The sequence below is a fragment of the Neisseria flavescens genome, assembly GCF_001618065.1.
GTDB lineage: Bacteria > Pseudomonadota > Gammaproteobacteria > Burkholderiales > Neisseriaceae > Neisseria > Neisseria flavescens_A.
Map to the genome: position 1 here is coordinate 1 of NZ_LAEI01000044.1, position 23,205 is coordinate 23,205.

The window sequence follows — 23,205 nt, forward strand, 5'->3', positions numbered from 1 at the left end:
CAGGTATCCAAGGGAGATTAAGGGGATATTTGAGTAGAATCGGTGGATATTTGAAACGAAAACAGCCGAAATCCTGTTTTGGGCTTCGGCTGTTGAGGAAAGGGCTATTTTGCAAAGGTCTCGGCCTCTTTATATCTAACAATCACTAAAGATAAGAGTATGTAATCTTATAAAAATGTTTCAAATAAGTCATTACCCTAAATGCCACTTATCCTCTTCCTACTAAAATTCTCAAGACTCCAATTATTGATGGTCTATATCTCATAAATGGCTTATTTTAAAGATAAGTCCAAGGCAATTATGACTAGATACACTCTTACTCTTTCCCCGTTAGCAACCTACTTTACCTCTAACTCAATCAACACAATTTTTATCTAATGCCCTCCCCCGCTGGAACCGCTAAACGGAGGTCTTGCCAGCCAAATAATGGGGATCATGCTGATGAATATGATACTGCCTGCCAAGAAGATTTCATTTGAACCAATAATAAAGCCTTGCTGGGAAATGGTACTATTTATCGCAGCCAGGGCTTGCTCTTTGCTCAGGCCATTGGCCATCATGCCTTGAATAGATTGGTTGCTGATTGAGGACAATGAATTAATATGTTCGGTCAGCTGAGTATGGTGCAGAGCTTCGCGTCGTTCCCACATGGTGCTGACAACAGATACTCCGACACCGCCCATAAAGACACGCAAGAAGTTAGATAAGCTACTGGCCGAGGCAATTTGATTGCCTTTCATATGCGACAAGGTGATACTGGTCAAAGGCAGGAAGAACATGGCTACGCCTAAACCCTGCCAAAACTGCGGCCAAACGACGTTGCTCATATCCATACCGGCATAGAAATCGGTTCGCCAATGGAATGTATAGGCAAATACCAAGAAGCTGGCGCTGACAAACAGGCGCATATCGACGCGATTGCCAAACTTACCGATAATCGGCGACAGAATAATCGGTAAAAAACCCACCGGCGCAGCAGCCAAACCGGCCCAAGTAGCGGTATAGCCGAGATTTGATTGCAACACCAAAGGCAGCAGAGTCAATGTACCCATATAGACCATAAAGCCCAACGATGTAGCAACAACGCCTATCGTGAAGTTTCTATTTTTAAACAATGACAAATCGACAATCGGGTATTTCTCGCCCAGCTCCCAAACAATAAAATATGTCAGGAACACCAAAGCGGTAACGCCCAAAACGATAATCTCTCCCGAGGCAAACCAGTCCAATTCTTTGCCCCTATCAAGCATCATTTGCAATGCGCCGATACCGACAATCATCAACACCAGCCCAACATAATCGATTGGCGCCCTGACGATTTCAGTTTCCCTGTGTCTAAGTTGCTTCCAAGCAATAGTTGCGGACAAAATCCCGATCGGGATATTGATAAAGAAAATCCATCCCCAATGCCAGTTGTCCGAAATCCAACCGCCCAAAATCGGCCCCAATACAGGGGCAACAACGACGGTCATTGCCCATAATGCCAGTGCCAATGTTCGTTTTTCAGGCGGATAGGAAGCCATCAACAGGCTTTGGGACAAGGGAATCAATGGCCCGGCAATGAAACCTTGCAATACACGGAAAAAAACCAAGGCTTGAAGATTATGTGCCATACCGCACAGCCATGACGTTACGACAAACCCGATCACAGCGGCGATAAAGATTTTGACCTCGCCGAACCGCTTGGCCAAAAAACCTGTCAAGGGAACAGAGATGGCATTGGCTACGGCAAATGAGGTAATCACCCAAGTTCCCTGCGTGGTAGCCGCACCCAAATCCCCTGCAATAACAGGCACGGCGACGTTGGCGATGGTGCTGTCCAAGACTTCCATAAATACGGCCAAGCTGAGCGCCAAAGTTGCCAACACCAGCTTAAACCCTTGTAAAGGCAGATAATTCATATTTATAAACTATAAGACAACCGCCAAAGCGGTCGATTGAAGAGAATCAATATTTCAGACGGCCTGAGCCTTCAATAAAAGACTCAGGCCGTCTGAAAAGATTATTTTGCATATTGCTCGAAGATTTTATCGACTAAAGCATCGGCGGCTTTCCAATCTACACTTTCCGTTTCCGGCAAGGCAGTATTTCGTTCTGCTTCGGCAGTCATGGCTTTACCGCTGCCCTTCTCGGCAATATCGACTTTAACAGTCATCGATAAACCGACACGGAGCCGATTTTGTTGCAATTCTTTGGCATCCAAACTGATACGCACCGGCACACGTTGTACAACTTTAATCCAGTTGCCCGTTGCGTTTTGTGCCGGCAGTAATGAGAACGCACTGCCCGTACCTGCCGACAAGCCCATTACCTTGCCATGGTAAACCACTTTGCTGCCGTACAAATCGGCTGTCATTTCAACAGGCTGGCCGATTTTCATTTTGCGCAGTTGCGACTCTTTAAAGTTGGCATCCACCCACAATTCAGACAGAGGCACAACGGCCATCATCGGCGTACCTTGCACGATACGTTGGCCGACTTGGACATTGCGTTTGGCAATTTGGCCGCTGATCGGAGAACGGATTTGCGTACGTTGCAAATTCAACCAAGCGTCTTTAATGTGGCTGATGGCCGTCTGAACTGCCGGTTGTTGGCGCAGAGGAATATTGCTGCCCAACGCTGCCTGAGCAGAAACTTCTTCCGCCTCAACCGCTTTCAATGCAGCCTGAGCCTGAACCACAGCGGCGCGGGCATGGCTGAGTTCTTCACCGGAAACCGCTTCCGTACCCGCCAAAGATTCGCGGCGGCGCAAATCGGCTTGCGCACGGGCCAAATCGGCTTTGCGCAACAACACTTGCGCTTTGGCTTTTGAATTGACCGCAGTTTGCTGTTTGTTTTGACGGATGGCCTGAATCAATTCATTTTGCGCGCGATCGTATGCCAGCTGAAAATCGCTGTCGTCCAAAGCCACCAAAACATCGCCTTTTTTCACGACATCCGTATCGTCATACATGACTTTGCGCACCGTGCCGTTTACCTGCGGCGTGATCATCACCAAATGACCGGCCACATAAGCATCTTCTGTTTCTTCTTCATGCTGCCAAAACAGAAAATACGCCAAAGCAACCACGGCCGCCGTAATAAGAAATAGGAGTGTAACGATAACCAAATTACGTTTGCGATGCGTTTTAGCGCCGGAAGCGGCTACTTCCGTTTCTTTTTGGACATTATTTTTTTCTGATTGAGTATCCATAAGTCCCAACTTTAATTCTGTACATGTGATAACGATATTATTGTCTTGCCCCAGGCTGCTGGCTCCACCCTCAACCCAATACGCGCGTTTAACGCGCTAAAGGGTCATATTCTATAGTTACACTCTATTCATTACAATAATTTCTTCCGGTAGCAAATGTAAATAAGGTAAGCAAAAGGCCGTCTGAAATTACTTTCAGACGGCCTACGTTTTAATCAAACGTTTATTTCTTATTCAATTTAAAGCCTCCGCCCAACTGGGCATTGAGGTTACTCCAAGCTGTCAGATATTCTGCATGGTATTGAACCGCCGACATTTTTGTACGCGCAGCCTCGTCTTGTTTTTGCAAGGCGGTCAAGCCGTTATCCAAGCCAGCACGAACACGTCCTTTCGCATTTTGCACAGATTTATCCGCGATATTGACCATCTTATTCCAAGTATCTTGTCGACTTTTCAGGCTTTGATAGTCGACTACAGCATCTGCTGCCGAACGCATGGCATTCAAAACAGTTTGGTCATACACGGCAACCTGCTCATTATATTGGGCACGTTTGCCCGCCAATTTGGATTGCAGCGCCCCGGAAGTAAACAATGGCAGATTCAAAGCCGGAACAATGCCCAACATACCGGATGTCCGTCCGCGAATCAGATTGAACGCATCAATGTGCGTCATACCTGCCAAAACTTTCAACTCGATATTCGGATAAAACTCTGCTTCAGTCGATTTGACGATATGCCATTTCTCTTCAAGCAAGGCTTTTTGTGCCGCGATATCGGGACGGGCCGCCAGCAAATCCGCTTCAATACGGCTAACCGGCAATGACGGCACAGCCGCCATTTTTTCCGGAACTTGTCCATTCAATGCACCCGGTACACGGCCGGTTAATACAGCCAGACTGTTGCGGATTTTCTCATTTTTCTGAGTCCATGCCGATTTTTCAAGCTGTAATTGCTGTTGCGCCATTTCCAGAGCGTGCAAGGCATCGGCAGAAGCCAGCTGCGCTTTAACGCGTTGTTGCATCAGTTTCAATGCCTTATCCGCTAACTCTATGCGCGTATCTAGCAGCGCCAGTTGTTCTGTCGCCATCTGCCACGCAAAATATTGGGCAGCAACGGCATGAGCCAACTCGGTGCGGATGTGCTGCGCTTCATATACTGCTGCCCGGCTTTTTCCCAAAACGGCTTGAATCTGCTCTCGGTTTTTACCCCAAAAGTCAAAAACCAAGCTGCCTTGCAAGGCTGCGTTCGCCAAAACCAATGTATGGTCGGTATCAACCATACCGGCTTGAGGTTTGGGTGAAACATAAGCACCCAGACCTGTAACGCCCAAGCCGACTTGCGGTTTGTTTGCGGCTCCTACAACGCCCAGCTGCGCCTGAGCCTGCTCAAACCTTGCCTTGACGACACGCAGATTGGTAGACGTCTGAATGGCAGAAGCAATCAAATTGTTTAATTTTTTATCTTTCAGCTTCATCCACCAGCCGTCTTGGGCAGTAGCGGCAGATTGGCCTTGCGGCAGCGGATAGGCTGTTGTCTCATCCAAAGGCGACTGTTTGCCGAACGGCGCACATGCCGCCAACAGCGAAACAGCGGCAACGCATACGCTTGATTTGACCAAACCTAATTTCATACAGACTCCGTTTATGTGTGCCTGCCGCAGACCATCAGGCCGTCTGTTGTCAATTGCCCAAACGGTTCAACAGTTTACCCAACAGGTGTTGCAGCGTATCATAATCCTCTTTCGTGAAATCTTCCCACGCCTGACCGCTCTGACGGGCAATTTGCGGCCATACTTCGTGGATGAAGGTCTCACCCGAAGGGGTCAATTTTAGCACAATCTGACGACGGTCTTTCTGATTGATATAACGCTCTACCCAGCCGCGCTCAACCATGTCGTCCGACAGGCGTGTTGCACTGGTACGCGTCAAGTCCATCAAGTCGCTCAAGCGCGAAGGCAGGATTTCGCTGTTTGGGCTGACGTAAACCGCCATCAGGGAAAACCACAGGTTTTCATTGATGCCGAACGCTTTCAGGTTTTCGTTCAAATGGCTGCTCAAACGTTCGGTTACAATGCGCAACATGCGGGATACTTGGTTTTGCTGCTCCGGAAACTGCGGCAGACGGGTAGAAAGCAAACGCATTGCGTTGACTAATTCGGTTTGTGAAAAACTCATAAATTCCTTCTTTCTGAGTGAATTATTTTATTCGATATCAATTAAAATAAAATATGATGTAATAATTTACTTTAAGATACCAATTACTTACTTTAAGACGTTATACTAATTCAGATGATTATTTTAGTGTATGAAAATCTGATAATCGGTTACATGCTCCTACTAAACGGAGTTTTCTATGCCTAAATCATGAAAATTCGACCATAAAAAAGGCCGTCTGAAACCTTGATGACAACTTTCAGACGGCCTCCATAACGGATTAAAATAAGTTTTTCCACTTGTACCGGATTCAAACCATGAACACTTCCGCCTTTTTTCCCCATATCACCCTTATCGGCGTCGGTTTAATCGGCGGTTCGTTCATGCTCGACCTCAAACGCTTGGGACTGGTGCAAACCGTTACCGGCATCGACACCAATGCCGACAACCTCAATTACGCACTCGAATGCGGCATCATCGACCATGCCTATCCGGATATTTGCGCCGAAAGCATCGGCAATGCCGATTTGGTTTTGATTGCCACGCCTGTCTCCGTCCTGCCTGACGTATGCCGCGACATCAAGCCCTTCTTAAAAGACACCGCCTGTGTTTCCGATGTCGGCAGCACCAAACAATCGGCACTCAATGCCTTCCGCACCTACTTGTCCGACCGCCTGCCGCAATGTTTTGCCGCCCACCCGATTGCCGGCTCGGATCAAAGCGGGGCAAAATCCGCGCGTTGCGGTTTGTTTCAAAACAGCCGCCTTATCATTACCTTGCACGGCCAAGAAGCTTCAGACGGCCTAAGACGGTTGAAAAGCCTGTGGCAGGCGGTTGGTTCGCAGATTTTCACCATGAGCGCCGAAGAACACGACAATATTTTTGCTGCTGTTTCCCACTTGCCGCACTTGACCGCCTTTGCCTATGTCCACGCTTTGTTCGACCATCCGCATGGCAAAGACTATCTCCCTTATGCCGCCACCGGCTTTCGCGACTTTACCCGCATCGCTTCCAGTCATCCTGCCGTTTGGACAGACATCTGCCTGGCTAACCACCCCGCCCTGCTCAAACTGACCAGCGATTTGAAAGAACAATTATCCAAATTGGAACAGCTCCTTTCAGACGGCAACAAAACCGAGCTTTACCGCTATTTTGAAGAAGCCGCAAAAATGCGTAATGACTGGCTGAAAAACCGTTAAACCTGTTTTCAGACGGCCTGATACCTTCTCAGCTAAAATCTTCATCACAATAAAAAGGGCATCTGTTTAGATGCCCTTTTTTTGATTTCTTACGACTTTAACGTTTCACTCAGCCTTTCAAACGAAACTCAGCCGCTCTGGCGTGCGCAGTCAAGCTTTCGCCATGCGCCAACACGCTGGCGGTTTTGCCCAACTTCTGCGCACCTTGTTCTGAAACCTGAATCAGACTGGAGCGTTTTTGGAAATCATATGTTCCCAAAGGAGAAGAGAAACGCGCCGTGCGGCTGGTCGGCAAAACGTGGTTGGGGCCTGCGCAATAGTCACCAAGGCTTTCACTGGTATAGCGTCCCATAAAAATCGCACCGGCGTGGCGGATTTTTTTCGCCCACTCTTGCGGATTCTCAACTGACAGTTCCAAGTGTTCGGGAGAAATATAGTTGGCGATTTCGCAGGCTTCATCTAAATCTTTAGCCAAAATCATTGCACCGCGGTTGCCCAATGAAGCTTCAACAATCGCACGGCGCGGCATGGTTTCAATCAAGCGGTTCATGGCCGTCTGAACTTCGTCCAAATACGCTGGAGAAGTACCGATCAAAATCGCTTGTGCAATTTCATCGTGTTCCGCCTGGCTGAACAAATCCATGGCCACCCAATCGGCAGGCGTCGTACCATCGGCAATCACCAAAATTTCAGACGGCCCTGCCACCATATCAATACCGACTACGCCGAACACGCGACGTTTGGCCGCAGCAACAAAGGCATTGCCCGGGCCGGTAATCTTATCGACTTGAGGCACAGATTCCGTACCATAAGCCAAAGCCGCAACTGCCTGCGCGCCTCCGACCGTAAACACTTTGGTTACACCGGCCACAAAAGCAGCCGCCAACACGATATCGTTGCGCTCGCCTTTCGGAGTGGGAACGACCATGATGATTTCTTTCACGCCGGCAACGTGGGCAGGCATGGCATTCATGATGACGGAACTCGGATAAGCGGCTTTACCGCCCGGAACATAAATACCGACACGGTCAAGCGGCGTAATCTGTTGACCCAAAAGCGTGCCGTCTTCGTCTTCGTAAGTCCACGACTCCATTTTTTGGTGTTTATGGTAGCTTTCTACCCGTCTCGCGGCCGTTTTCAAGGCCGTCTGAATGTTTTCAGGCAAACGCTCAAACGCAGACTGCAAATCGTCTTGCGTCAGAATTAAATCGTCGATGGTTTGAGCGGATGTGCCGTCAAAGCGGTTGGTGTATTCAATCAGCGCCGCATCGCCGCGCTTTTGAACATCGGCGCAGATGTCGGCAACAATACGGTCGATTTCAGGGTTTTGCGCGGTTTCAAAAGCGAGTAACGCTTTGAGTTCGGCTTTAAAATCAGGAGATTGGGTGTCGAGTTTCTTCATGGTTTGCTCTCTTCTTTGTTTCTATATCTCTACGAAAATCCTACCTAGTTATTCTTTGATCACGTTTTGGCACTTTTCATCCCAGTATACCTTCCATCTGCCATGTTTTTTAGCAAAATAGACCGTAAATCCATTATTTACATAATCCGCAAGATATTGAAGATTAGGCGGATTTTCCTCACAACTTAATATCCAAGGATGAAAGTAAAAGGTTTTTTCCCACCTTTTCTGAGTATAGCCTAGATCCTTCGCATACTGTGGGATAGGCTTCTGCATCTCGCTTTCCAAATAGGACTGAATGGCATTGTCAAAACTGTTTAAATGAGCTAATAGTTGCTGAAACTGGTCTTCCTCCTCAATTTTGAAAGCACCTATTAACTCAAATTCTGCAAAGTCTATAGAAAAGTCAAATAATGTGATTTTACCATCCTCAACACAGCGACCCTCTTCATCAACACGATAACGAGTTCCAGACTTCAACACTCGTTCAAAATCTAGATCCGCAAAGCGATTACGGGGAAGTATTGACTCACGCTCTTGAGATTTTTGGGATTTTTTACTAAATAACCGCTTAAATATCTGAAGCATCGCATCTCTCTATTCTTCCTCAACAACATCAGCTATGAAGTCATTTCTGTTTATCCCAAGCACTTAAACCGATTGGAATAGACCTACTTAACCAGAGCAACTGAGAATTATCTTTATGTATTTCTTTTCCAGTTCTTATGTTCAGACGGCCTCAGTCACACACAGGCCGTCTGAACATTATCTTTTCAAAAAACCTTTTTTCTGCAAAAACGCCAACATATGCGACCGTACAGGATTGCCCAAGGTTTTGGCCAGCGATTCCTTCCAAGGTATCGGGCTACCCTTGCGTAACTCATAATAATCCGCTACCGCCTGATTATAGGCTTCAACCGCCTCGGCATTCAGGCTCGGACAGGCGTTTTCGGCATAGACCATTTCCTTAGGTAGGCGCGGTTTGAGCGGCGGGTCTTGGTCGGGATAACCGAGGCACAACCCCACCAAAGGCACGCAATAATCCGGCAGGTTCAACACATCCGATACTTTTTGCGCATTATTGCGCAACGCGCCGATATACACGCCGCCCAGTCCAAGTGATTCTGCGGCAAGCAATACGTTTTGCGCCATAATGCCTGCATCGACCGCACCAATCAGGGTTACTTCCGCCCAATCAATTTGCGCATCGGGAAACATTGCCTTGTGTTTGGAAAAATCGATGCAAAACAATAAAAATTCCGCACAATGGACAATATAAGGCGCACTTCCTGCCGCTTCATGTATCCCCTGCCTCAGCGCAAGGTCGGATACGCGGATGATAGAAACGCATTGCAGGTTGTTGGAAGTCGAAGCCTGCTGTCCGGCACGAACCAGCGTATCAAGGATTTCATCGGCAATCGGCTCGAAAGTAAACCTGCGGATGGAACGATGGGAAAGAATCGTATCGAGTGTCGGTTTGCTTTGCATCATGACGGGGCTTTCAAACTGGGTTGGCAGACAACTTTTACCAAAAACTTTTCAGACGGCCTTAGCGGCATTTTCAAATGCCTGAATAATCGGATTCAACAGCGCATATTTGGTTTTCAACGCTGCCTTGTTGACCACCAAGCGGCTGGAAATATCAGCCACATGTTCCACAGCTTCCAAACCATTGGCCTTTAACGTATTGCCGCTGGAAACCAAATCGACAATCGCGTCGCTCAGACCAACCAAAGGTGCAAGCTCCATCGAGCCGTACAGCTTGATGATGTCCACATGCACACCTTTGCCAGCAAAATGTTCGGCGGCGATGTCGGGATATTTAGTGGCAATCCGCAAGCGGCTGCCAGGTTGGGAAGCAGCGGCATAATCAAAACCTTTTTTAACCGCAACCATCATGCGGCATGAGGCGATGTGCAAATCCAAAGGTTGATACAGGCCATCTCCGCCATGCTCGATCAGCACGTCCTTACCGGCAATACCAAAATCCGCCGCACCATATTGCACATAAGTCGGCACGTCGGTCGCACGTACAATTACCAAACGGATATTGTCATGATTCGTACCAATAATCAGCTTGCGCGATTTTTCCGGCTCTTCCGCAGGCACAATACCGGCAGCGGCCAACAGCGGCAGGGTTTCCTCAAAAATTCGTCCTTTGGATAAAGCAATCGTTAAAAGTGTGTCGGTCATTTTTCTTTTCCTTTGCCGTATCAAAAGCAAGAAGGCCGTCTGAAATCCACAACCCATTTCAGACGGCCTCAACTACGGTTTTACAATAAAGTTTTCACATCAGCCGCAATCGTTTCCGGCTCGCTGCCGTAAGGCGAGAAAATCGCCACTTCGCCGTTTTTATCAATCAAATATGCACCTGAAGAGTGGTCGACCAAATAGTTTTCGCTGTCTTCTTTTTGGTTAACTTTAGCCGATACCACACGGTATTGCTGTTTGATGACAGGCAGGCTTTGATCGCCGGTAGCCGTCAGGCCGATAAAATCAGGATTGAACTGTTTGGCGTATTTGCCGATTACTTCAGGCGTATCGCGCTCAGGGTCGATGCTGACAAATACTACTTTCACGTCTTTAGCCTGATCGCCCAATTGTTTCAAAGTATCGCTGTAAGTCAGCAACTCGGTTGGGCATACGTCAGGACAGTGGGTATAACCGAAAGACAAGATAACCACTTTGCCTTTCAAATCGCTCAGGCTGAAAGGTTTGCCGTCGCCATCGGTCAATGTGAAGTCGCCGCCAATGTCTTCTTTGCGCATATCGGTACCGCGCGCTTGCGCTTTGGGTGCTGACTCACCGGAAGCAGCAGGCGCAGCAGAAGCGGCAGGTGTCGAAGAAGCCTCCTTGGCCTCCTCTTTAGGCTGACAAGCAGCCAGAGCAGCCAATGCAAAAGCACTGAGTAAGAAAGTTCGTGTGACGGAAAGCATAAATTTTCTCCAAAACCGTTTCAAATTAAGTGAGGCCAAACAACCGCCCGGCCGATATAAAAACAAAACATCTTCATATTAACGCGTTTAACACATTAAATGTAGCCCTTTTTGCAGATAAATACTGCTTTTTTTGTTTTAAAAATCTGCCTCCCATTTAGATAACCATCAAACGCAAAAAGTTTAATTCATTACAAATCAAACAAATATAAAAATAATCCAATTTTTTTTCAATTACTGCTTTACAAGATTCGAGAACTCGCTATAATGACGACTTCTTCGCTAGCCCAGGTGGCGAAATTGGTAGACGCAGGGGACTCAAAATCCCCCGCCGCAAGGTGTGTCGGTTCGAGTCCGACCCTGGGCACCAAATTTAAAAAACCTCTTGATTCGATCAAGAGGTTTTTTGCTGTTCATCATTTGCAAAAACCTTCTCCTTACTCAAACTGTCAACAATCTCCACACATCAAGCTCAATAAGACTATTTTTTTATTTCTTTAAAATCAACCTTCAATCTATTTTCCCGTTTCAAATGTTAAAAGATGAAAGATTTTATCTTGATTGAACAGTCGGTTTGCGTTATCTTTTCTACTCTTTTTCACAAACTCTGTGTTCCTTTCCAATTGTTTGGACAGTCTGACTGTCGCCGTATTCCCTCAATGCGCGTACCCTAAATCGCTGCTTGGCGGAATTGCATTACAGGTGCTGTGGTGAGGCAGATTGTTCCTATTGGTTAGAAACCGCATAAAAGAGGTCAATATGCAATTATCAGGCGCACAAATCATCGTGCAAAGTCTCAAAGCCGAAGGTGTCGAGTATGTATTCGGCTATCCGGGCGGCGCGGTTATCGAAATCTACGATGCCCTTTTCCAACTCAATAAATTCAAGCACATCCTGGTTCGCCACGAACAGGCCGCCGTACATGCGGCAGATGCCTATGCCCGTGTCAGCGGCAAAGTCGGCGTTGCCTTGGTGACTTCCGGCCCGGGCGTAACCAATGCCCTGACCGGTATCGCCACTGCTTACAGTGACTCTATTCCGTTGGTAGTCATCAGCGGCCAGGTGGGCAACTCCCTTATCGGGACAGACGCATTCCAAGAAGTGGATACAGTCGGCATTACCCGCCCTTGTGTCAAACACAATTTCTTGGTGACCAATATCGCTGAGTTGGCAGACACCATCAAAAAAGCTTTCCAAATCGCCGCAAGCGGCCGTCCGGGGCCTGTTGTTGTCGATGTTCCTAAAGATGTTACCCAAGCAATGGCTAAATTCAGCTATCCGCAAGAAGACATCTTCATCCGCTCTTACCAACCGGTTGTACAAGGCCATATCGGTCAAATCAAAAAAGCCGTACAAATGCTGGCTTCCGCCAAACGCCCTATTGTTTACTTCGGCGGTGGCGTGGTTTTAGGTAATGCCTCTGAGGAAATGACCAAATTTGTCCGCATGATCGGCGCTCCTTGTACCGGTACATTGATGGGCTTGGGTGCATACCCTTCCAGCGACCGCCAATTCTTGGGCATGCTGGGCATGCACGGTACTTACGAAGCCAACCTCGCTATGCAGAATGCAGACGTTGTACTGGCAATCGGTGCGCGCTTCGATGACCGCGTAATTTCCGTACCGTCCAAATTCTTTGAAAAAGCCAAAAAAATTATTCATATCGACGTTGACCCGTCCAGCATTGCCAAACGTGTCAAAGTGGATATCCCGATTGTCGGCGACGTGAAAAACGTATTGTCCGAAATGATTCAATTGTGGGACAAGCAAGAATCTGCACCTGCAACCGACTCATTAGATAAATGGTGGAAAAGTATTGAAGAATGGCGTTCGCGCAACTGCCTGTGGTTTGATAATGAAAGCGAAATCATCAAACCGCAATACGTCATTCAAAAACTGGCCGAAATCACCAATAATTCTGCCATCATTACTTCCGACGTCGGTCAACACCAAATGTTTACCGCTCAATATTACCCATTCGAGCGTCCACGCCAATGGCTCAATTCCGGCGGTTTAGGCACAATGGGCGTCGGCTTGCCATATGCTATCGGTGCGAAACTGGCCGCTCCTGATCAAGATGTATTCTGTATCACCGGCGAAGGCTCGATTCAGATGAACATCCAAGAGCTGTCCACCTGCTTCCAATACCGCGTTCCGATTAACGTCGTTACCCTGAACAACGGCTACCTCGGCATGGTTCGCCAATGGCAGGAGCTGTATTACGGCAACCGTGAATCGGAAACCTATTTCGATTCATTGCCTGATTTTGTCAAACTGGCTGAAGCCTACGGCCATATGGGCATCCGTGTGGACAAGAAATCCGATGTAGAAGGCGCATTGTTGGAAGCATTAAACCAAAAAGACCGCCTTGTATTCCTCGATTTCTTGACCGACAAGAAACAAAACGTACTGCCTATGGTCGGCAACGGCAAAGGTTTGGATGAAATGGTTCTGCCGCCGCATATGCGCGATATTGCAAAAGCGTAAGGAGAAAGAAATGCGACATATCTTATCTATTCTGATGGAAAACGAATCAGGTGCGATGAGCCGTGTGGTAGGTTTGTTCTCCGCACGTGATTACAACATCGACTCCCTGGCCGTAGCCCCAACCGAAGACAAAACCTTGTCCCGTATGACCATTGTTACCCACGGCGATGAGCACGTCATCGAGCAAATCACCAAACAACTCAACAAACTGATTGAAGTTGTCAAAGTGGTTGACTTGAACGAAAGCCGTTTTGTCGAACGCGAACTGATGTTGGTAAAAGTCCGCGCCGTCGGCAAAGACCGCGACGAATTCCTGAGATTGACCGAAATCTACCGCGGCAGCGTTATTGATGTAACAGACCGCAGCTATACCATCGAAATCACAGGCTCTACCGAAAAACTCGACTCTTTCCTCGAGACAGTCGGTCGTGCTCAAATTTTGGAAACCGTACGCACAGGCGCAGCTGGCATCGGCCGCGGCGAGCGTATTTTGAAAATTTAACGCTGTATCGTTCAGACGGCCTGTTACTTTCAACAAAGGCCGTCTGAAAAACAGTAGGAGACAAACATGTCAAGCATCCAAATCGTTGCATTAGTTACCGTCAAACCCGAATACACCGAGGCTCTGGCTGCCCAGTTTAAAGAATTGGTCAAAGCCAGCCGTGCAGAAGAAGGCAACATCAGCTACGACCTGCACCAAGAAATCGGCAAATCCAACCGTTTCGTATTCGTAGAAAGCTGGAAATCCCAAGCAGCTATTGACGAACACAATGCCAGCGAACATTTCCAAAACTTCGTCAAATCCATCGAAGGAAAAACCGAAGCATTGGAAATTGTCTTGATGAACCAAGTCCCTGCCTAAGCCCCTATTACTTTTAACTCAACCCGGATTGTCCGGAACCCTCTTACACTAAGGAAATAAAATGCAAGTTTATTACGATAAAGACGCTGACCTTTCTCTGATCAAAGGCAAAACTGTTGCCATCATCGGTTACGGTTCACAAGGTCACGCACACGCAGCAAACCTGAAAGATTCCGGCGTAAATGTCGTCATCGGTCTGCGCCAAGGCGGCTCTTGGAAAAAAGCCGAAGCAGCCGGCCACGACGTGCGCACCGTTGCCGAGGCAACCAAAGCAGCCGACGTTGTAATGATTCTGTTGCCTGACGAAAACCAACCTATCGTATACAAAAACGAAATCGAGCCAAACTTGAAAGAAGGCGCAGTATTGGCATTCGCTCATGGCTTCAACGTACACTACAACCAAATCGTACCCCGCGCCGACCTCGACGTTATCATGGTTGCCCCTAAAGGCCCAGGCCACACTGTACGCAGCGAATTCCTGAAAGGCGGCGGCGTACCTTCCCTGATCGCCGTTTACCAAGATAAAAGCGGCAAAGCCAAAGACATCGCCCTGTCTTACGCAGCAGCCAACGGCGGCACTAAAGGCGGCGTAATCGAAACCAACTTCCGCGAAGAAACCGAAACCGACCTGTTCGGCGAACAAGCCGTATTGTGCGGCGGCGTGGTTGAATTGATCAAAACCGGCTTCGAAACCCTGACTGAAGCAGGCTACGCCCCAGAAATGGCCTACTTCGAATGCCTGCACGAAATGAAGCTCATTGTTGACCTGATTTACGAAGGCGGCATCGCCAACATGAACTACTCCATTTCCAACAATGCAGAGTACGGCGAATACGTAACCGGCGTCGAAGTTATCAACGACAAATCCCGCGAAGCCATGCGCAATGCCCTCAAACGCATCCAAACCGGCGAATACGCTAAAATGTTCATCCAAGAAGGTGCCGTCAACTATGCCAGCATGACAGCCCGTCGCCGTCTGACCGCTGATCACCAAATTGAAAAAGTCGGCGCTCAACTGCGTTCTATGATGCCTTGGATTGCCAAAAACAAACTGGTTGACCAAGACAAAAACTAATCTGTCTTCCAAGCAAATGAAACCTGCCTTGATCACTCAGGCAGGTTTTTTATAATTTTAAACTCCAATACACTATAAATCTCACTCAACAAGGCCGCCTGAAAACAATATAAACAACATTTAAACTCAAACCTCAATAAGCCGTCTTTTATGATTCTCCTAAAATTTCCTTTTAGAAAAAACATATTACGAAATAAACGACTATTTCCCATACCTACTCTGTCTGCAAAAAACAACGTTTCCCAACAAAATACGCCTAAAACAAGAGGAAAATTTGTTTCTTAAGCCATAACCTTTATATTATGGTTATGGAATCGTTGAAACAGAACGATATCGTAATAAGAAGAACGAGTGTTCGCTTCTTCACACTTAAAAAAGGAAAACAGCAATGAAAAAATCTCTGATTGCCCTGACTCTGGCGGCTCTTCCTGTTGCAGCTATGGCTGACGTAACTCTGTACGGTCAAATTAAAGCTGGCGTTGAAGTATCCAAAGTAAAATTGGGTGAACAAACTGCTGCTAAACTGGGTCACGAGAAAAGCTCTAAAACTGCTACTGAAATCGCTGACTTCGGTTCACGCATCGGCTTCAAAGGCCACGAACACTTGGGTAACAACCTGAATGCTATCTGGCAAGTTGAACAAAACACTTCTATCGCCGGTGGCGACAAAGAGTGGGCTTCTCGCGAATCTTTCATCGGTTTGGAAGGTGGCTTCGGTAAAATCCGTGCCGGTAAATTGAACTCTACTGTTAAAGACTCTAGCGACAACGTTGACCAATGGGAAAGCAGCAACGGCGCTTTGAACATGTCTGTATTCACTCGTGTTGACAAACGTGCAGTATCTGTACGTTACGACAGCCCTGTATTCTCAGGCTTCAGCGCAAGCGTACAATACACTCCACGTGACAACGCTAACCCTTCTGACAAATACACTCACAACGACGCTACCCGTGACACTTACTACGCTGGTCTGAACTACGAAAACTCTGGTTTCTTCGGTCAATACGCTGGTGGTTTCCGTAAAAACGCCGTTTCTGAAAAAGACGGTCACGTACACCGCTTGGTAGGTGGTTACGATGCTAACAACCTGTTCGTATCTGTAGCTGGTCAATACGCTAAAAACTGGGAAACTTTGGGTGACTACGCTGAAGCCCAATCTAACGGTGTTGTAACTTCTGCTATGCGTGCTGCCGGTACTAACGCTTCTAACGTAGTATTCGGTACTGCAGCTGGCTTGGACAGCCGTCCTGCTGAAACTATCGAAGTTGCTGCTACTGCCGCTTACCGCGCCGGTAACGTAACTCCTCGCGTTTCTTATGCTCACGGCTTCAAAGCTAAAGTTGACGGCGAAAAACTGAAAGGCACTCAATACGACCAAGTTATCGTTGGTGCTGACTACGACTTCTCTAAACGCACTACTGCTCTGGTTTCTGCCGGCTGGTTGCGTGGTGCTGAGTCTGGTCCTCACAAAGTTGAAACTATCTCTGGTTTGGTTGGTCTGCGTCACAAATTCTAATCTTCGGATTAGTATGAAAAAGAGCCTGTTTTATGCAGGCTCTTTTTTATTCTTATTCCCTACCCTCAACAAAAATTAATTTAAGCATTGATATATAAAAAGGCCGAAACCTTTGCAAAATTCCCCAAAATCCCCTAAATTCCCACAAAGACATTTAGGGGATTTCCATGAGCACCTTCTTTCAGCAAACCGCCCAAGCCATGATCGCCAAACACATCGACCGCTTCCCACTATTGAAGTTGGATCAGGTGATTGATTGGCAACCGATCGAACAATACCTGAATCGTCAAAAAACCCGTTACCTCCGAGACCACCGCGGCCGTCCCGCCTATCCCCTGTTGTCCATGTTCAAAGCCGTCCTGCTTGGGCAATGGCACAGCCTTTCCGATCCCGAACTCGAACACAGCCTCATCACCCGCATCGATTTCAACCTGTTTTGCCGTTTTGACGAACTGAGCATCCCCGATTACAGCACCTTATGCCGCTACCGTAACTGGCTGGCGCAAGACGACACCCTGTCCGAACTGCTGGAACTGATTAACCGACAATTGACCGAAAAAGGTCTAAAAGTAGAGAAAGCATCCGCCGCCGTCGTTGATGCCACCATTATTCAGACCGCCTGCAGCAAACAGCGCCAGGCCATAGAAGTCGATGACGAAGGACAAGTCAGCGGCCAAACCACACCGAGTAAAGACAGCGATGCCCGTTGGACAAAGAAAAACGGCCTCTACAAACTCGGTTACAAACAACATACCCGTACCGATGCGGAAGGCTATATCGAGAAACTGTACATCACCCCCGCCAATACCCATGAGTGCAACCATCTGTTGCCTTTGCTGGAAGGAATAGCTGAAGATACGACCGTCTATGCCGACAAAGGCTACGATAGCAAGGAAAACCGGCAACATCTGAAAGAACATCGGTTGCTGGACGGCATTATGCGCAAAGCCCACCGCAACCGTCCGCTGTCGGAAGTGCAAACCAAACGCAACCGACATTTGTCGAAGACCCGTTATGTGGTCGAACAAAGCTTCGGTACGCTGCACCGAAAGTTCCGCTATGCCCGGGCAGCCTATTTTGGTCTGATTAAAGTGAGTGCATAAAGTCATCTGAAGGCGATGTGTTTGAACCTATTGAAAGCCGCTGACAGGCTAAGTGTGCCTGTTGCTGCCTAAAAGGCGGCCCGGATGCCTGATTATGGGTACCCGGGGAGGATTAAGGGGGTATTTGGGTAGAGTTAGGGAGTGATTGGTGGCGGAAACAGCCGAAAATCTGTGTTTAGGTTTCGGCTGTCGGGAGAAAAGGAATTTTGCAAAGGTCTCAGGCCGTCTGAAACCGATTGGTTTCAGACGGCCTTTAGTCTATCTATCCCTATTGTCAAATTCCAATAAGGTCAACAAACAAGATTTATTTTTCATTCAAAATCTTACCGACAATCTCGCCCACATCTTTCGACAAGCCTTCTTGTGCATTGATGCGTTGCAATTCTTTGGTCATGACGGCTTTGCGGTTGGCTTCCAATTTGTTGCAGATGTTGAAAGCCTGCACCAGTCGGGCTGCAACTTGCGGATTAAAACGGTCGATTTCCATCACTTTATCGGCTACAAAGCGGTAGCCGCTGCCGTCTTCTGCATGGAAGTGCGGAATATTGCGACTGAAGCTCATCAATAAAGAACGGGCTTTATTTGGATTTTCAATACTGAACTTAGGATGACTCAAGGCCGTCTGAACTTGCTGTAAAGTATCTTTACGGCGACTTGAAGCAATCAGGGCAAAGTATTTGTCCATTACCAAAGCATCATCGGCAAACTTATCGGCAAATTGTGTCAACAAACGATCGCGGATTTCGCTTTCATTGCTGTTGATTGCGGATAAGATACCCCATTCGTGGGTCATGTTTTGCGCCATTGCTGCGTAATTTTCCGCAACGTGTTCGATATGTGCTGCGTCAGCACGAAGGATAAATGCTCTGCAAGCATTGCGCAAAGTACGCCAGCCGGCCAATTCCGGGCTGTATTCATAACGAACAGCGGCATCTGTTTGATTTTCTTGATCGGCAGCTTGACGGTTCAGCTCGCGCCATTGAGGCAGGAACTTGACGGCAACGGCATTGAGCAAGGCTTCACGCGCCTGATGAACCTGAATCGGGTCAATATTTTCTTCTTCCGCCCATACATCGGTTTCAGACGGCATTTGCAGCAAAATAGCGCGGAATGCCGGATCAAAGTCACCAGAAACCACCAAAGCCAAAGCATCCATCAATGCTTTGTGTTCAGGCAAAGGACGGCCTTCCGCCAATGCCTGACGGTTGGCGTTAATGGCGCGATGATATAAGGTTTGAGCAGCCTCCCAACGGGCAAACTCATTTTCATCTGCCGCCAGCAAAGTGGCCAATTCTTGCTCGCTGTACGGATAGTTCAGGGTAACCGGTGCAGAGAAATCTCGCAGCAGAGACGGGATAACCGGCTCATTGACGCCGCCCAATACAAAAGTCTGCTCGGCTTCAGTCAATACCAAAACCGCCTCTTTCACCCGTTTACCTTGATATTCAAACTCAACCGCTTCGCCTTTTTCATTCAGCAAACCGGTTTTGACCGGAATCATCATCGGCTGTTTGTCCGCCATATCGGGCGTAGCCGGAATGGTTTGTTTGATGGTCAATTCAAACGCACCATCTTTCAGACGGCCTTGAGCATCTAAAACCGGCGTACCGGCTTGGCTATACCACAAAGCGAACTGATCAAGATTGATGCCGTTTGCGTCTGCCATTGCGGCACGGAAATCATCACAAGTCACAGCCTGTCCGTCGTGGCGTTGGAAATACAACTTCATGCCTTTTTGGAAGCCCTCTTCTCCGAGCAAGGTGTGATACATGCGCACGACTTCCGCCCCTTTTTCATAAACGGTCATGGTGTAGAAGTTGTTCATCTCCTCATAGCTGGCCGGGCGGACAGGATGCGCAGTCGGGCCCGCATCTTCAGGGAATTGGAACAGACGCAGCATGCGGACATTGTCGATACGGCGCACCACGCGGCTGGCCCGGTCGCCGGAAAACTCTTGATCGCGGAATACGGTCAAACCTTCTTTCAGCGACAATTGGAACCAATCGCGGCAGGTCACACGGTTGCCCGTCCAGTTATGGAAATATTCGTGGCCGACAACAGATTCGATGCCTTCAAAGTCGGTATCGGTCGCGGTACGGCTGTTGGCCAACACAAACTTGGTATTGAAAATATTCAAACCTTTGTTTTCCATCGCGCCCATATTGAAATCGCCCACGGCAACGACCATGAAAATATCCAAGTCGTATTCCAAACCGAAGCGTGTCTCGTCCCATTTCATCGCATTTTTCAACGATTCCACTGCAAACCCGACTTTAGGTTTGTCTGTCTCAGTGGTGTAGAACTCGATTTTTACCTTACGGCCGCCCATGGTCGTAAAATAATCTTCCGTTACCGCCAAATCGCCTGCCACCAAAGCAAAGAGATAGCTCGGTTTGGCAAACGGGTCTTCCCATTTCACCCAATGACGGCCGTCTGAAAACTCGCCGCCATCGATTTTATTACCGTTAGACAGCAACACCGGATAGCGTTTTTTGTCTGCAACGATGGTGGTGGTAAATTTAGACATGACATCCGGACGGTCGATGTAGAACGTAATTTTGCGGAAACCTTCCGGTTCGCATTGGGTAAACAAATTGCCGCCGGAAGCATACAGACCCATCAGAGATTTGTTCTCAGCCGGCAAAATTTCGGTTTCTACTTCCAGCGTGAAGTTTTTAGACGGCATGCCGACAATCGTCAGTTTTTCGTCTTCCAACACATAATCTACGGCCTGGCCGTTTACTTTCACAGACAGCAGTTTTGCCGAACCATCCAATACCAATGGCTCCCCTGCTCTTTCAGGTTGAACGGTCAGACTGGATTTGACGATGGTTTGCGGTTCTAAAATATCGAAATGCAGGTCGGTTTTTAGAATACGGTACGCTGGCGCGGCGTAGTCTTTCAAATAATGGATGGTTTTGCTCATTTGTTCTCTTTCAGAGTCATGCGGTAAATAGATGAAGCATATCGTTTCATCTAGCCTAAATTCAAGTGTTTTCAGAAAAAAAGCCGTCTGAAACCTAAAATTTCAGACGGCCTCCCTATTCAGGCAACAAATCTAGTTGCCTGTCATTGCCAACTTACCACTGATACAGCGCACCGGCACCCACACCGACATGACCGTCGGTATTGGCCGAGAAGTTGCCTTTGACAATCCAGTTGCCGCCGTCGCTCATCGCAGACACGCCGATGGCCATGGCAGACTGGCCGCCATAGTAGCCGCTGCCGACACCGATACCGGTCGCACCCGGACGGGTTACTTGCGGAATCGAGCCTTGGGCAATCGCACCGGCCACACCCGCGTAGGCTTTCTTACCTACTTGGTTGATGTTGTTCTGCAACTCGGTACCCAAACCAATCAACTGATTCACGTTTGCCGCGTCTGTACCGTCTTTACCCGGAGCCACGTTGGTAATACGTTGGCCGCCGTTGTTCAGACCGACAGGAGACAATTTGACTTGGTTGTTCGGATTGTTTTCAGTCGGTGCAGCAATGGTTACGCCGTCGTTGTTGACCACGGTATTGCCTGCGGTCAGGCCGTCTTTGTTCAACGCAACTTTATCGCCGACTTTCATGCCGTCGTTATTCATCACAGTATCGCCTGCTTTGAATGTATCGGCATTCACTGTCTTCACGCTAATCTCGTCAGCCAACTTCAGTTGAGCGCCACCGGCTACGGTTTCGCTGATGATGTTGCTGTCGCCTTTGACATTGATGGTGTTGCCCAATGCGTAGTTGTTGCTGCCGGTCGTACCGCCGAAGTTGATGCCTTTGGCGATAGTCGCAGCATTGTTGGCTACGTTTTGGTTGGTTGCGTACAACTGGCTGCCGTTAACGGCATCTTTGCTGTTTGCATTGACGTCGCCATCCGCTACGTTGGTTACTTTGTTGCCTGCATTGTCCAAGCCGTCTTTAGTCAGGTTTACCTTGCCTGCTTTCAAGCCGTCTTTGTTCAATGCAACATCGTCGCCTACTTTCTACACCGTCGGTTGTTAACGGGTGGTGTCGCCGGCTTTACGACGCTGTCGAACAGTCCAAGTCTTTATCGGTTGCCACCTCGTAAACAGTTTGACCCTTGTCGCCTGTTTTCTGAGTGACAACGATGTTCTTACCTTGAACGACTTCGGTCTTAGACACAGCCGCAGCTTGTTTCAGTTGAGAAACATTGACTGCATCGGTGTCATCCGTACCGGCCGCAACGTTGGTAATCTTATTGCCGCCGTTGTTCAAGCCAGCTTTGGTCAGGTTCACATCGCCTGCTTTCAAGCCGTCTTTGTTCAATGCAACATCATCGCCTACTTTCACACCGCCATTATTCATCACGGTATCGCCTGCGGTAACACTGTCTACTTTCAAGTTTTTATCGGTAGCCACTTTGTAAATGGTTTGGCCATTGGCGCCGACATCCTGAGTAACAACAATGTTATCGCCTTGAACGACTTCAGTCTTAGCCGCAGCCGCAGCTTTGTTCAACTGAGCAACATTCACCGCATCAGTATCATCGGTACCGGCTGCAACATTGGTAATCTTGTTGCCGCCGTTGTTCAATCCGGCTTTAGTCAGATTGACATCGCCAACTTTCACGCCGTCAGTATTGACTGTGGTATCGCCGGCTTTCACGCTGTCAACTGCCAAGTCTTTAGCCAATTTGACTTCCAACTTATCAGAGCCATTCGCTACAACGCCGATATTGCCGTCTGAAAGTTTGGCTGCATCGGTTTGACCGCCAACAATATTCAGCTTCGTACCCGGTTTGCGTTCAACATCTTTGCCACTGTCGCCGCCGAAAGTCAAAGGCAGATTGGCAGTTGCATTAACGGCTTTGATTGCATCGTGGATGTTGTTCTCACCAGTACCGCCAATATCGGTCATGCTGATGTTGCCGCCATTATTGGCCGCATTACCACCCAATACATTCACCAACTGATCTTGGGCCGCATTCAACTGCTCTTCAGTCGCCGCACGTTTGCCTTGGGCAAAGTCGCTGCCGCCCAAAGTCGTATTGCTCAAGCCGCTGACTTCGCCTTTGTCACCATCGATTTTCACCGGAGCCGCTTGACCGACATTCAACACATCGGCCAGTTTTAGCTGTGCACCACCGGCTACGGTTTCGCTGATGATGTTACTGTCGCCTTTGACATTGATAGTGTCTCCCAATGCGTAGTTGTTGCTGCCGGTGGTACCGCCGAAGTTGATGCCTTTGGCGATATTGGCGGCGTTGTTGGCGACGTTTTGGTTGGTCGCAAACAGTTGGCTGCCGTTGACGGCGTCTTTGCTGT

General features: G+C 48.2%; 17 protein-coding genes, 1 tRNA gene and 2 pseudogenes. 8 read left to right on the forward strand and 12 right to left on the reverse strand.

What is annotated here, in order from left to right; translation table 11 throughout:
• Positions 1 to 374: 374 nt before the first annotated feature.
• The 4 genes from TW89_RS06780 to TW89_RS06795 all read right to left on the reverse strand — a co-directional run bounded on the left by TW89_RS06780 (position 375) and on the right by TW89_RS06795 (position 5,367).
• Positions 375 to 1,901 carry a DHA2 family efflux MFS transporter permease subunit gene (locus tag TW89_RS06780; RefSeq protein ID WP_128580943.1) on the reverse strand — a complete coding sequence of 509 codons (1,527 nt, stop codon included), beginning with the start codon at positions 1,899 to 1,901 and terminating at the stop codon, positions 375 to 377.
• 101 nt (positions 1,902 to 2,002) lie between these two features.
• Positions 2,003 to 3,193, reverse strand: a complete 1,191-nt coding sequence (locus TW89_RS06785; protein ID WP_128580944.1) for an efflux RND transporter periplasmic adaptor subunit — start codon at positions 3,191 to 3,193, stop codon at positions 2,003 to 2,005.
• 223 nt (positions 3,194 to 3,416) lie between these two features.
• Positions 3,417 to 4,823 carry an efflux transporter outer membrane subunit gene (locus tag TW89_RS06790; protein ID WP_128580945.1) on the reverse strand — a complete coding sequence of 469 codons (1,407 nt, stop codon included), beginning with the start codon at positions 4,821 to 4,823 and terminating at the stop codon, positions 3,417 to 3,419.
• Between the two features lie 49 nt (positions 4,824 to 4,872).
• Positions 4,873 to 5,367: a MarR family transcriptional regulator gene (locus TW89_RS06795; protein ID WP_004521040.1), complete on the reverse strand. Its 495-nt coding sequence runs from the start codon at positions 5,365 to 5,367 to the stop codon at positions 4,873 to 4,875.
• Between the two features lie 296 nt (positions 5,368 to 5,663).
• Here TW89_RS06795 and TW89_RS06800 point away from each other — a divergent pair, with 296 nt between their 5' ends.
• The gene (locus tag TW89_RS06800) at positions 5,664 to 6,545 is read left to right on the forward strand and encodes a prephenate dehydrogenase (RefSeq protein ID WP_128580946.1); all 882 of its coding nucleotides are present in this window, start codon (positions 5,664 to 5,666) and stop codon (positions 6,543 to 6,545) included.
• Positions 6,546 to 6,654: 109 nt separating this feature from the next.
• Here the strand turns inward: TW89_RS06800 and hisD are convergent, their stop codons facing one another.
• From hisD to TW89_RS06825, 5 genes are all read right to left on the reverse strand, one after another.
• Positions 6,655 to 7,947, reverse strand: coding sequence for a histidinol dehydrogenase (gene hisD / locus TW89_RS06805; protein ID WP_128580947.1), 1,293 nt, complete (start codon positions 7,945 to 7,947; stop codon positions 6,655 to 6,657).
• 48 nt (positions 7,948 to 7,995) lie between these two features.
• On the reverse strand, positions 7,996 to 8,535 hold the full coding sequence (locus TW89_RS06810) for a hypothetical protein (RefSeq protein WP_063068069.1): 540 nt from the start codon (positions 8,533 to 8,535) through the stop codon (positions 7,996 to 7,998).
• A 177-nt stretch (positions 8,536 to 8,712) separates the two neighbouring features.
• Positions 8,713 to 9,438, reverse strand: coding sequence for an oxygen-insensitive NADPH nitroreductase (gene nfsA, locus TW89_RS06815; protein WP_063068070.1), 726 nt, complete (start codon positions 9,436 to 9,438; stop codon positions 8,713 to 8,715).
• Positions 9,439 to 9,486: 48 nt separating this feature from the next.
• Positions 9,487 to 10,140 (reverse strand): ATP phosphoribosyltransferase, encoded by a 654-nt coding sequence (gene hisG, locus TW89_RS06820; RefSeq protein ID WP_003748485.1) that lies wholly within the window; start codon positions 10,138 to 10,140, stop codon positions 9,487 to 9,489.
• 80 nt (positions 10,141 to 10,220) lie between these two features.
• The gene (locus tag TW89_RS06825) at positions 10,221 to 10,883 is read right to left on the reverse strand and encodes an SCO family protein (protein WP_063068071.1); all 663 of its coding nucleotides are present in this window, start codon (positions 10,881 to 10,883) and stop codon (positions 10,221 to 10,223) included.
• Between the two features lie 285 nt (positions 10,884 to 11,168).
• Here TW89_RS06825 and TW89_RS06830 point away from each other — a divergent pair.
• The 7 genes and pseudogenes from TW89_RS06830 to TW89_RS06860 all read left to right on the forward strand — a co-directional run bounded on the left by TW89_RS06830 (position 11,169) and on the right by TW89_RS06860 (position 17,998).
• A tRNA-Leu gene (locus TW89_RS06830) sits at positions 11,169 to 11,253 on the forward strand.
• 389 nt (positions 11,254 to 11,642) lie between these two features.
• Positions 11,643 to 13,370 carry a biosynthetic-type acetolactate synthase large subunit gene (gene ilvB, locus TW89_RS06835; protein WP_128580948.1) on the forward strand — a complete coding sequence of 576 codons (1,728 nt, stop codon included), beginning with the start codon at positions 11,643 to 11,645 and terminating at the stop codon, positions 13,368 to 13,370.
• A gap of 10 nt (positions 13,371 to 13,380) precedes the next feature.
• Positions 13,381 to 13,872 (forward strand): acetolactate synthase small subunit, encoded by a 492-nt coding sequence (gene ilvN / locus TW89_RS06840; protein ID WP_003748480.1) that lies wholly within the window; start codon positions 13,381 to 13,383, stop codon positions 13,870 to 13,872.
• A gap of 66 nt (positions 13,873 to 13,938) precedes the next feature.
• A complete protein-coding gene (locus TW89_RS06845) occupies positions 13,939 to 14,232 on the forward strand; it encodes a putative quinol monooxygenase (RefSeq protein WP_128580949.1) in 294 nt (97 codons plus the stop codon).
• Between the two features lie 61 nt (positions 14,233 to 14,293).
• The gene (ilvC, locus tag TW89_RS06850; protein WP_070825916.1) at positions 14,294 to 15,307 is read left to right on the forward strand and encodes a ketol-acid reductoisomerase; all 1,014 of its coding nucleotides are present in this window, start codon (positions 14,294 to 14,296) and stop codon (positions 15,305 to 15,307) included.
• A 388-nt stretch (positions 15,308 to 15,695) separates the two neighbouring features.
• Positions 15,696 to 16,823, forward strand: a complete 1,128-nt coding sequence (gene porB / locus TW89_RS06855) for a trimeric porin PorB (RefSeq protein ID WP_128580950.1) — start codon at positions 15,696 to 15,698, stop codon at positions 16,821 to 16,823.
• A gap of 167 nt (positions 16,824 to 16,990) precedes the next feature.
• Positions 16,991 to 17,998 (forward strand): annotated as a pseudogene (locus tag TW89_RS06860) (IS5 family transposase).
• 232 nt (positions 17,999 to 18,230) lie between these two features.
• Here TW89_RS06860 and pepN read toward each other — a convergent pair.
• The 3 genes and pseudogenes from pepN to TW89_RS06880 form a co-directional block, all read right to left on the reverse strand.
• Positions 18,231 to 20,852, reverse strand: coding sequence for an aminopeptidase N (gene pepN, locus TW89_RS06870; protein ID WP_128580952.1), 2,622 nt, complete (start codon positions 20,850 to 20,852; stop codon positions 18,231 to 18,233).
• Between the two features lie 154 nt (positions 20,853 to 21,006).
• Positions 21,007 to 21,882, reverse strand: coding sequence for a YadA family autotransporter adhesin (locus tag TW89_RS06875; protein WP_128580953.1), 876 nt, complete (start codon positions 21,880 to 21,882; stop codon positions 21,007 to 21,009).
• A gap of 58 nt (positions 21,883 to 21,940) precedes the next feature.
• Positions 21,941 to 23,205 (reverse strand): annotated as a pseudogene (locus TW89_RS06880) (hypothetical protein); the annotation flags it as partial.

Coding starts and splice junctions, on each gene's coding strand:
- hisG (WP_003748485.1), bottom strand. CDS start 10,140: ATGACCGACACACTTTTAACGATTGCTTTATCCAAAGGACGAATTTTT.
- pepN (WP_128580952.1), bottom strand. CDS start 20,852: ATGAGCAAAACCATCCATTATTTGAAAGACTACGCCGCGCCAGCGTAC.
- TW89_RS06785 (WP_128580944.1), bottom strand. CDS start 3,193: ATGGATACTCAATCAGAAAAAAATAATGTCCAAAAAGAAACGGAAGTA.
- ilvB (WP_128580948.1), top strand. CDS start 11,643: ATGCAATTATCAGGCGCACAAATCATCGTGCAAAGTCTCAAAGCCGAA.
- hisD (WP_128580947.1), bottom strand. CDS start 7,947: ATGAAGAAACTCGACACCCAATCTCCTGATTTTAAAGCCGAACTCAAA.
- TW89_RS06780 (WP_128580943.1), bottom strand. CDS start 1,901: ATGAATTATCTGCCTTTACAAGGGTTTAAGCTGGTGTTGGCAACTTTG.
- TW89_RS06800 (WP_128580946.1), top strand. CDS start 5,664: ATGAACACTTCCGCCTTTTTTCCCCATATCACCCTTATCGGCGTCGGT.
- TW89_RS06845 (WP_128580949.1), top strand. CDS start 13,939: ATGTCAAGCATCCAAATCGTTGCATTAGTTACCGTCAAACCCGAATAC.
- TW89_RS06825 (WP_063068071.1), bottom strand. CDS start 10,883: ATGCTTTCCGTCACACGAACTTTCTTACTCAGTGCTTTTGCATTGGCT.
- TW89_RS06795 (WP_004521040.1), bottom strand. CDS start 5,367: ATGAGTTTTTCACAAACCGAATTAGTCAACGCAATGCGTTTGCTTTCT.
- TW89_RS06810 (WP_063068069.1), bottom strand. CDS start 8,535: ATGCTTCAGATATTTAAGCGGTTATTTAGTAAAAAATCCCAAAAATCT.
- ilvN (WP_003748480.1), top strand. CDS start 13,381: ATGCGACATATCTTATCTATTCTGATGGAAAACGAATCAGGTGCGATG.
- TW89_RS06790 (WP_128580945.1), bottom strand. CDS start 4,823: ATGAAATTAGGTTTGGTCAAATCAAGCGTATGCGTTGCCGCTGTTTCG.
- nfsA (WP_063068070.1), bottom strand. CDS start 9,438: ATGATGCAAAGCAAACCGACACTCGATACGATTCTTTCCCATCGTTCC.
- porB (WP_128580950.1), top strand. CDS start 15,696: ATGAAAAAATCTCTGATTGCCCTGACTCTGGCGGCTCTTCCTGTTGCA.
- ilvC (WP_070825916.1), top strand. CDS start 14,294: ATGCAAGTTTATTACGATAAAGACGCTGACCTTTCTCTGATCAAAGGC.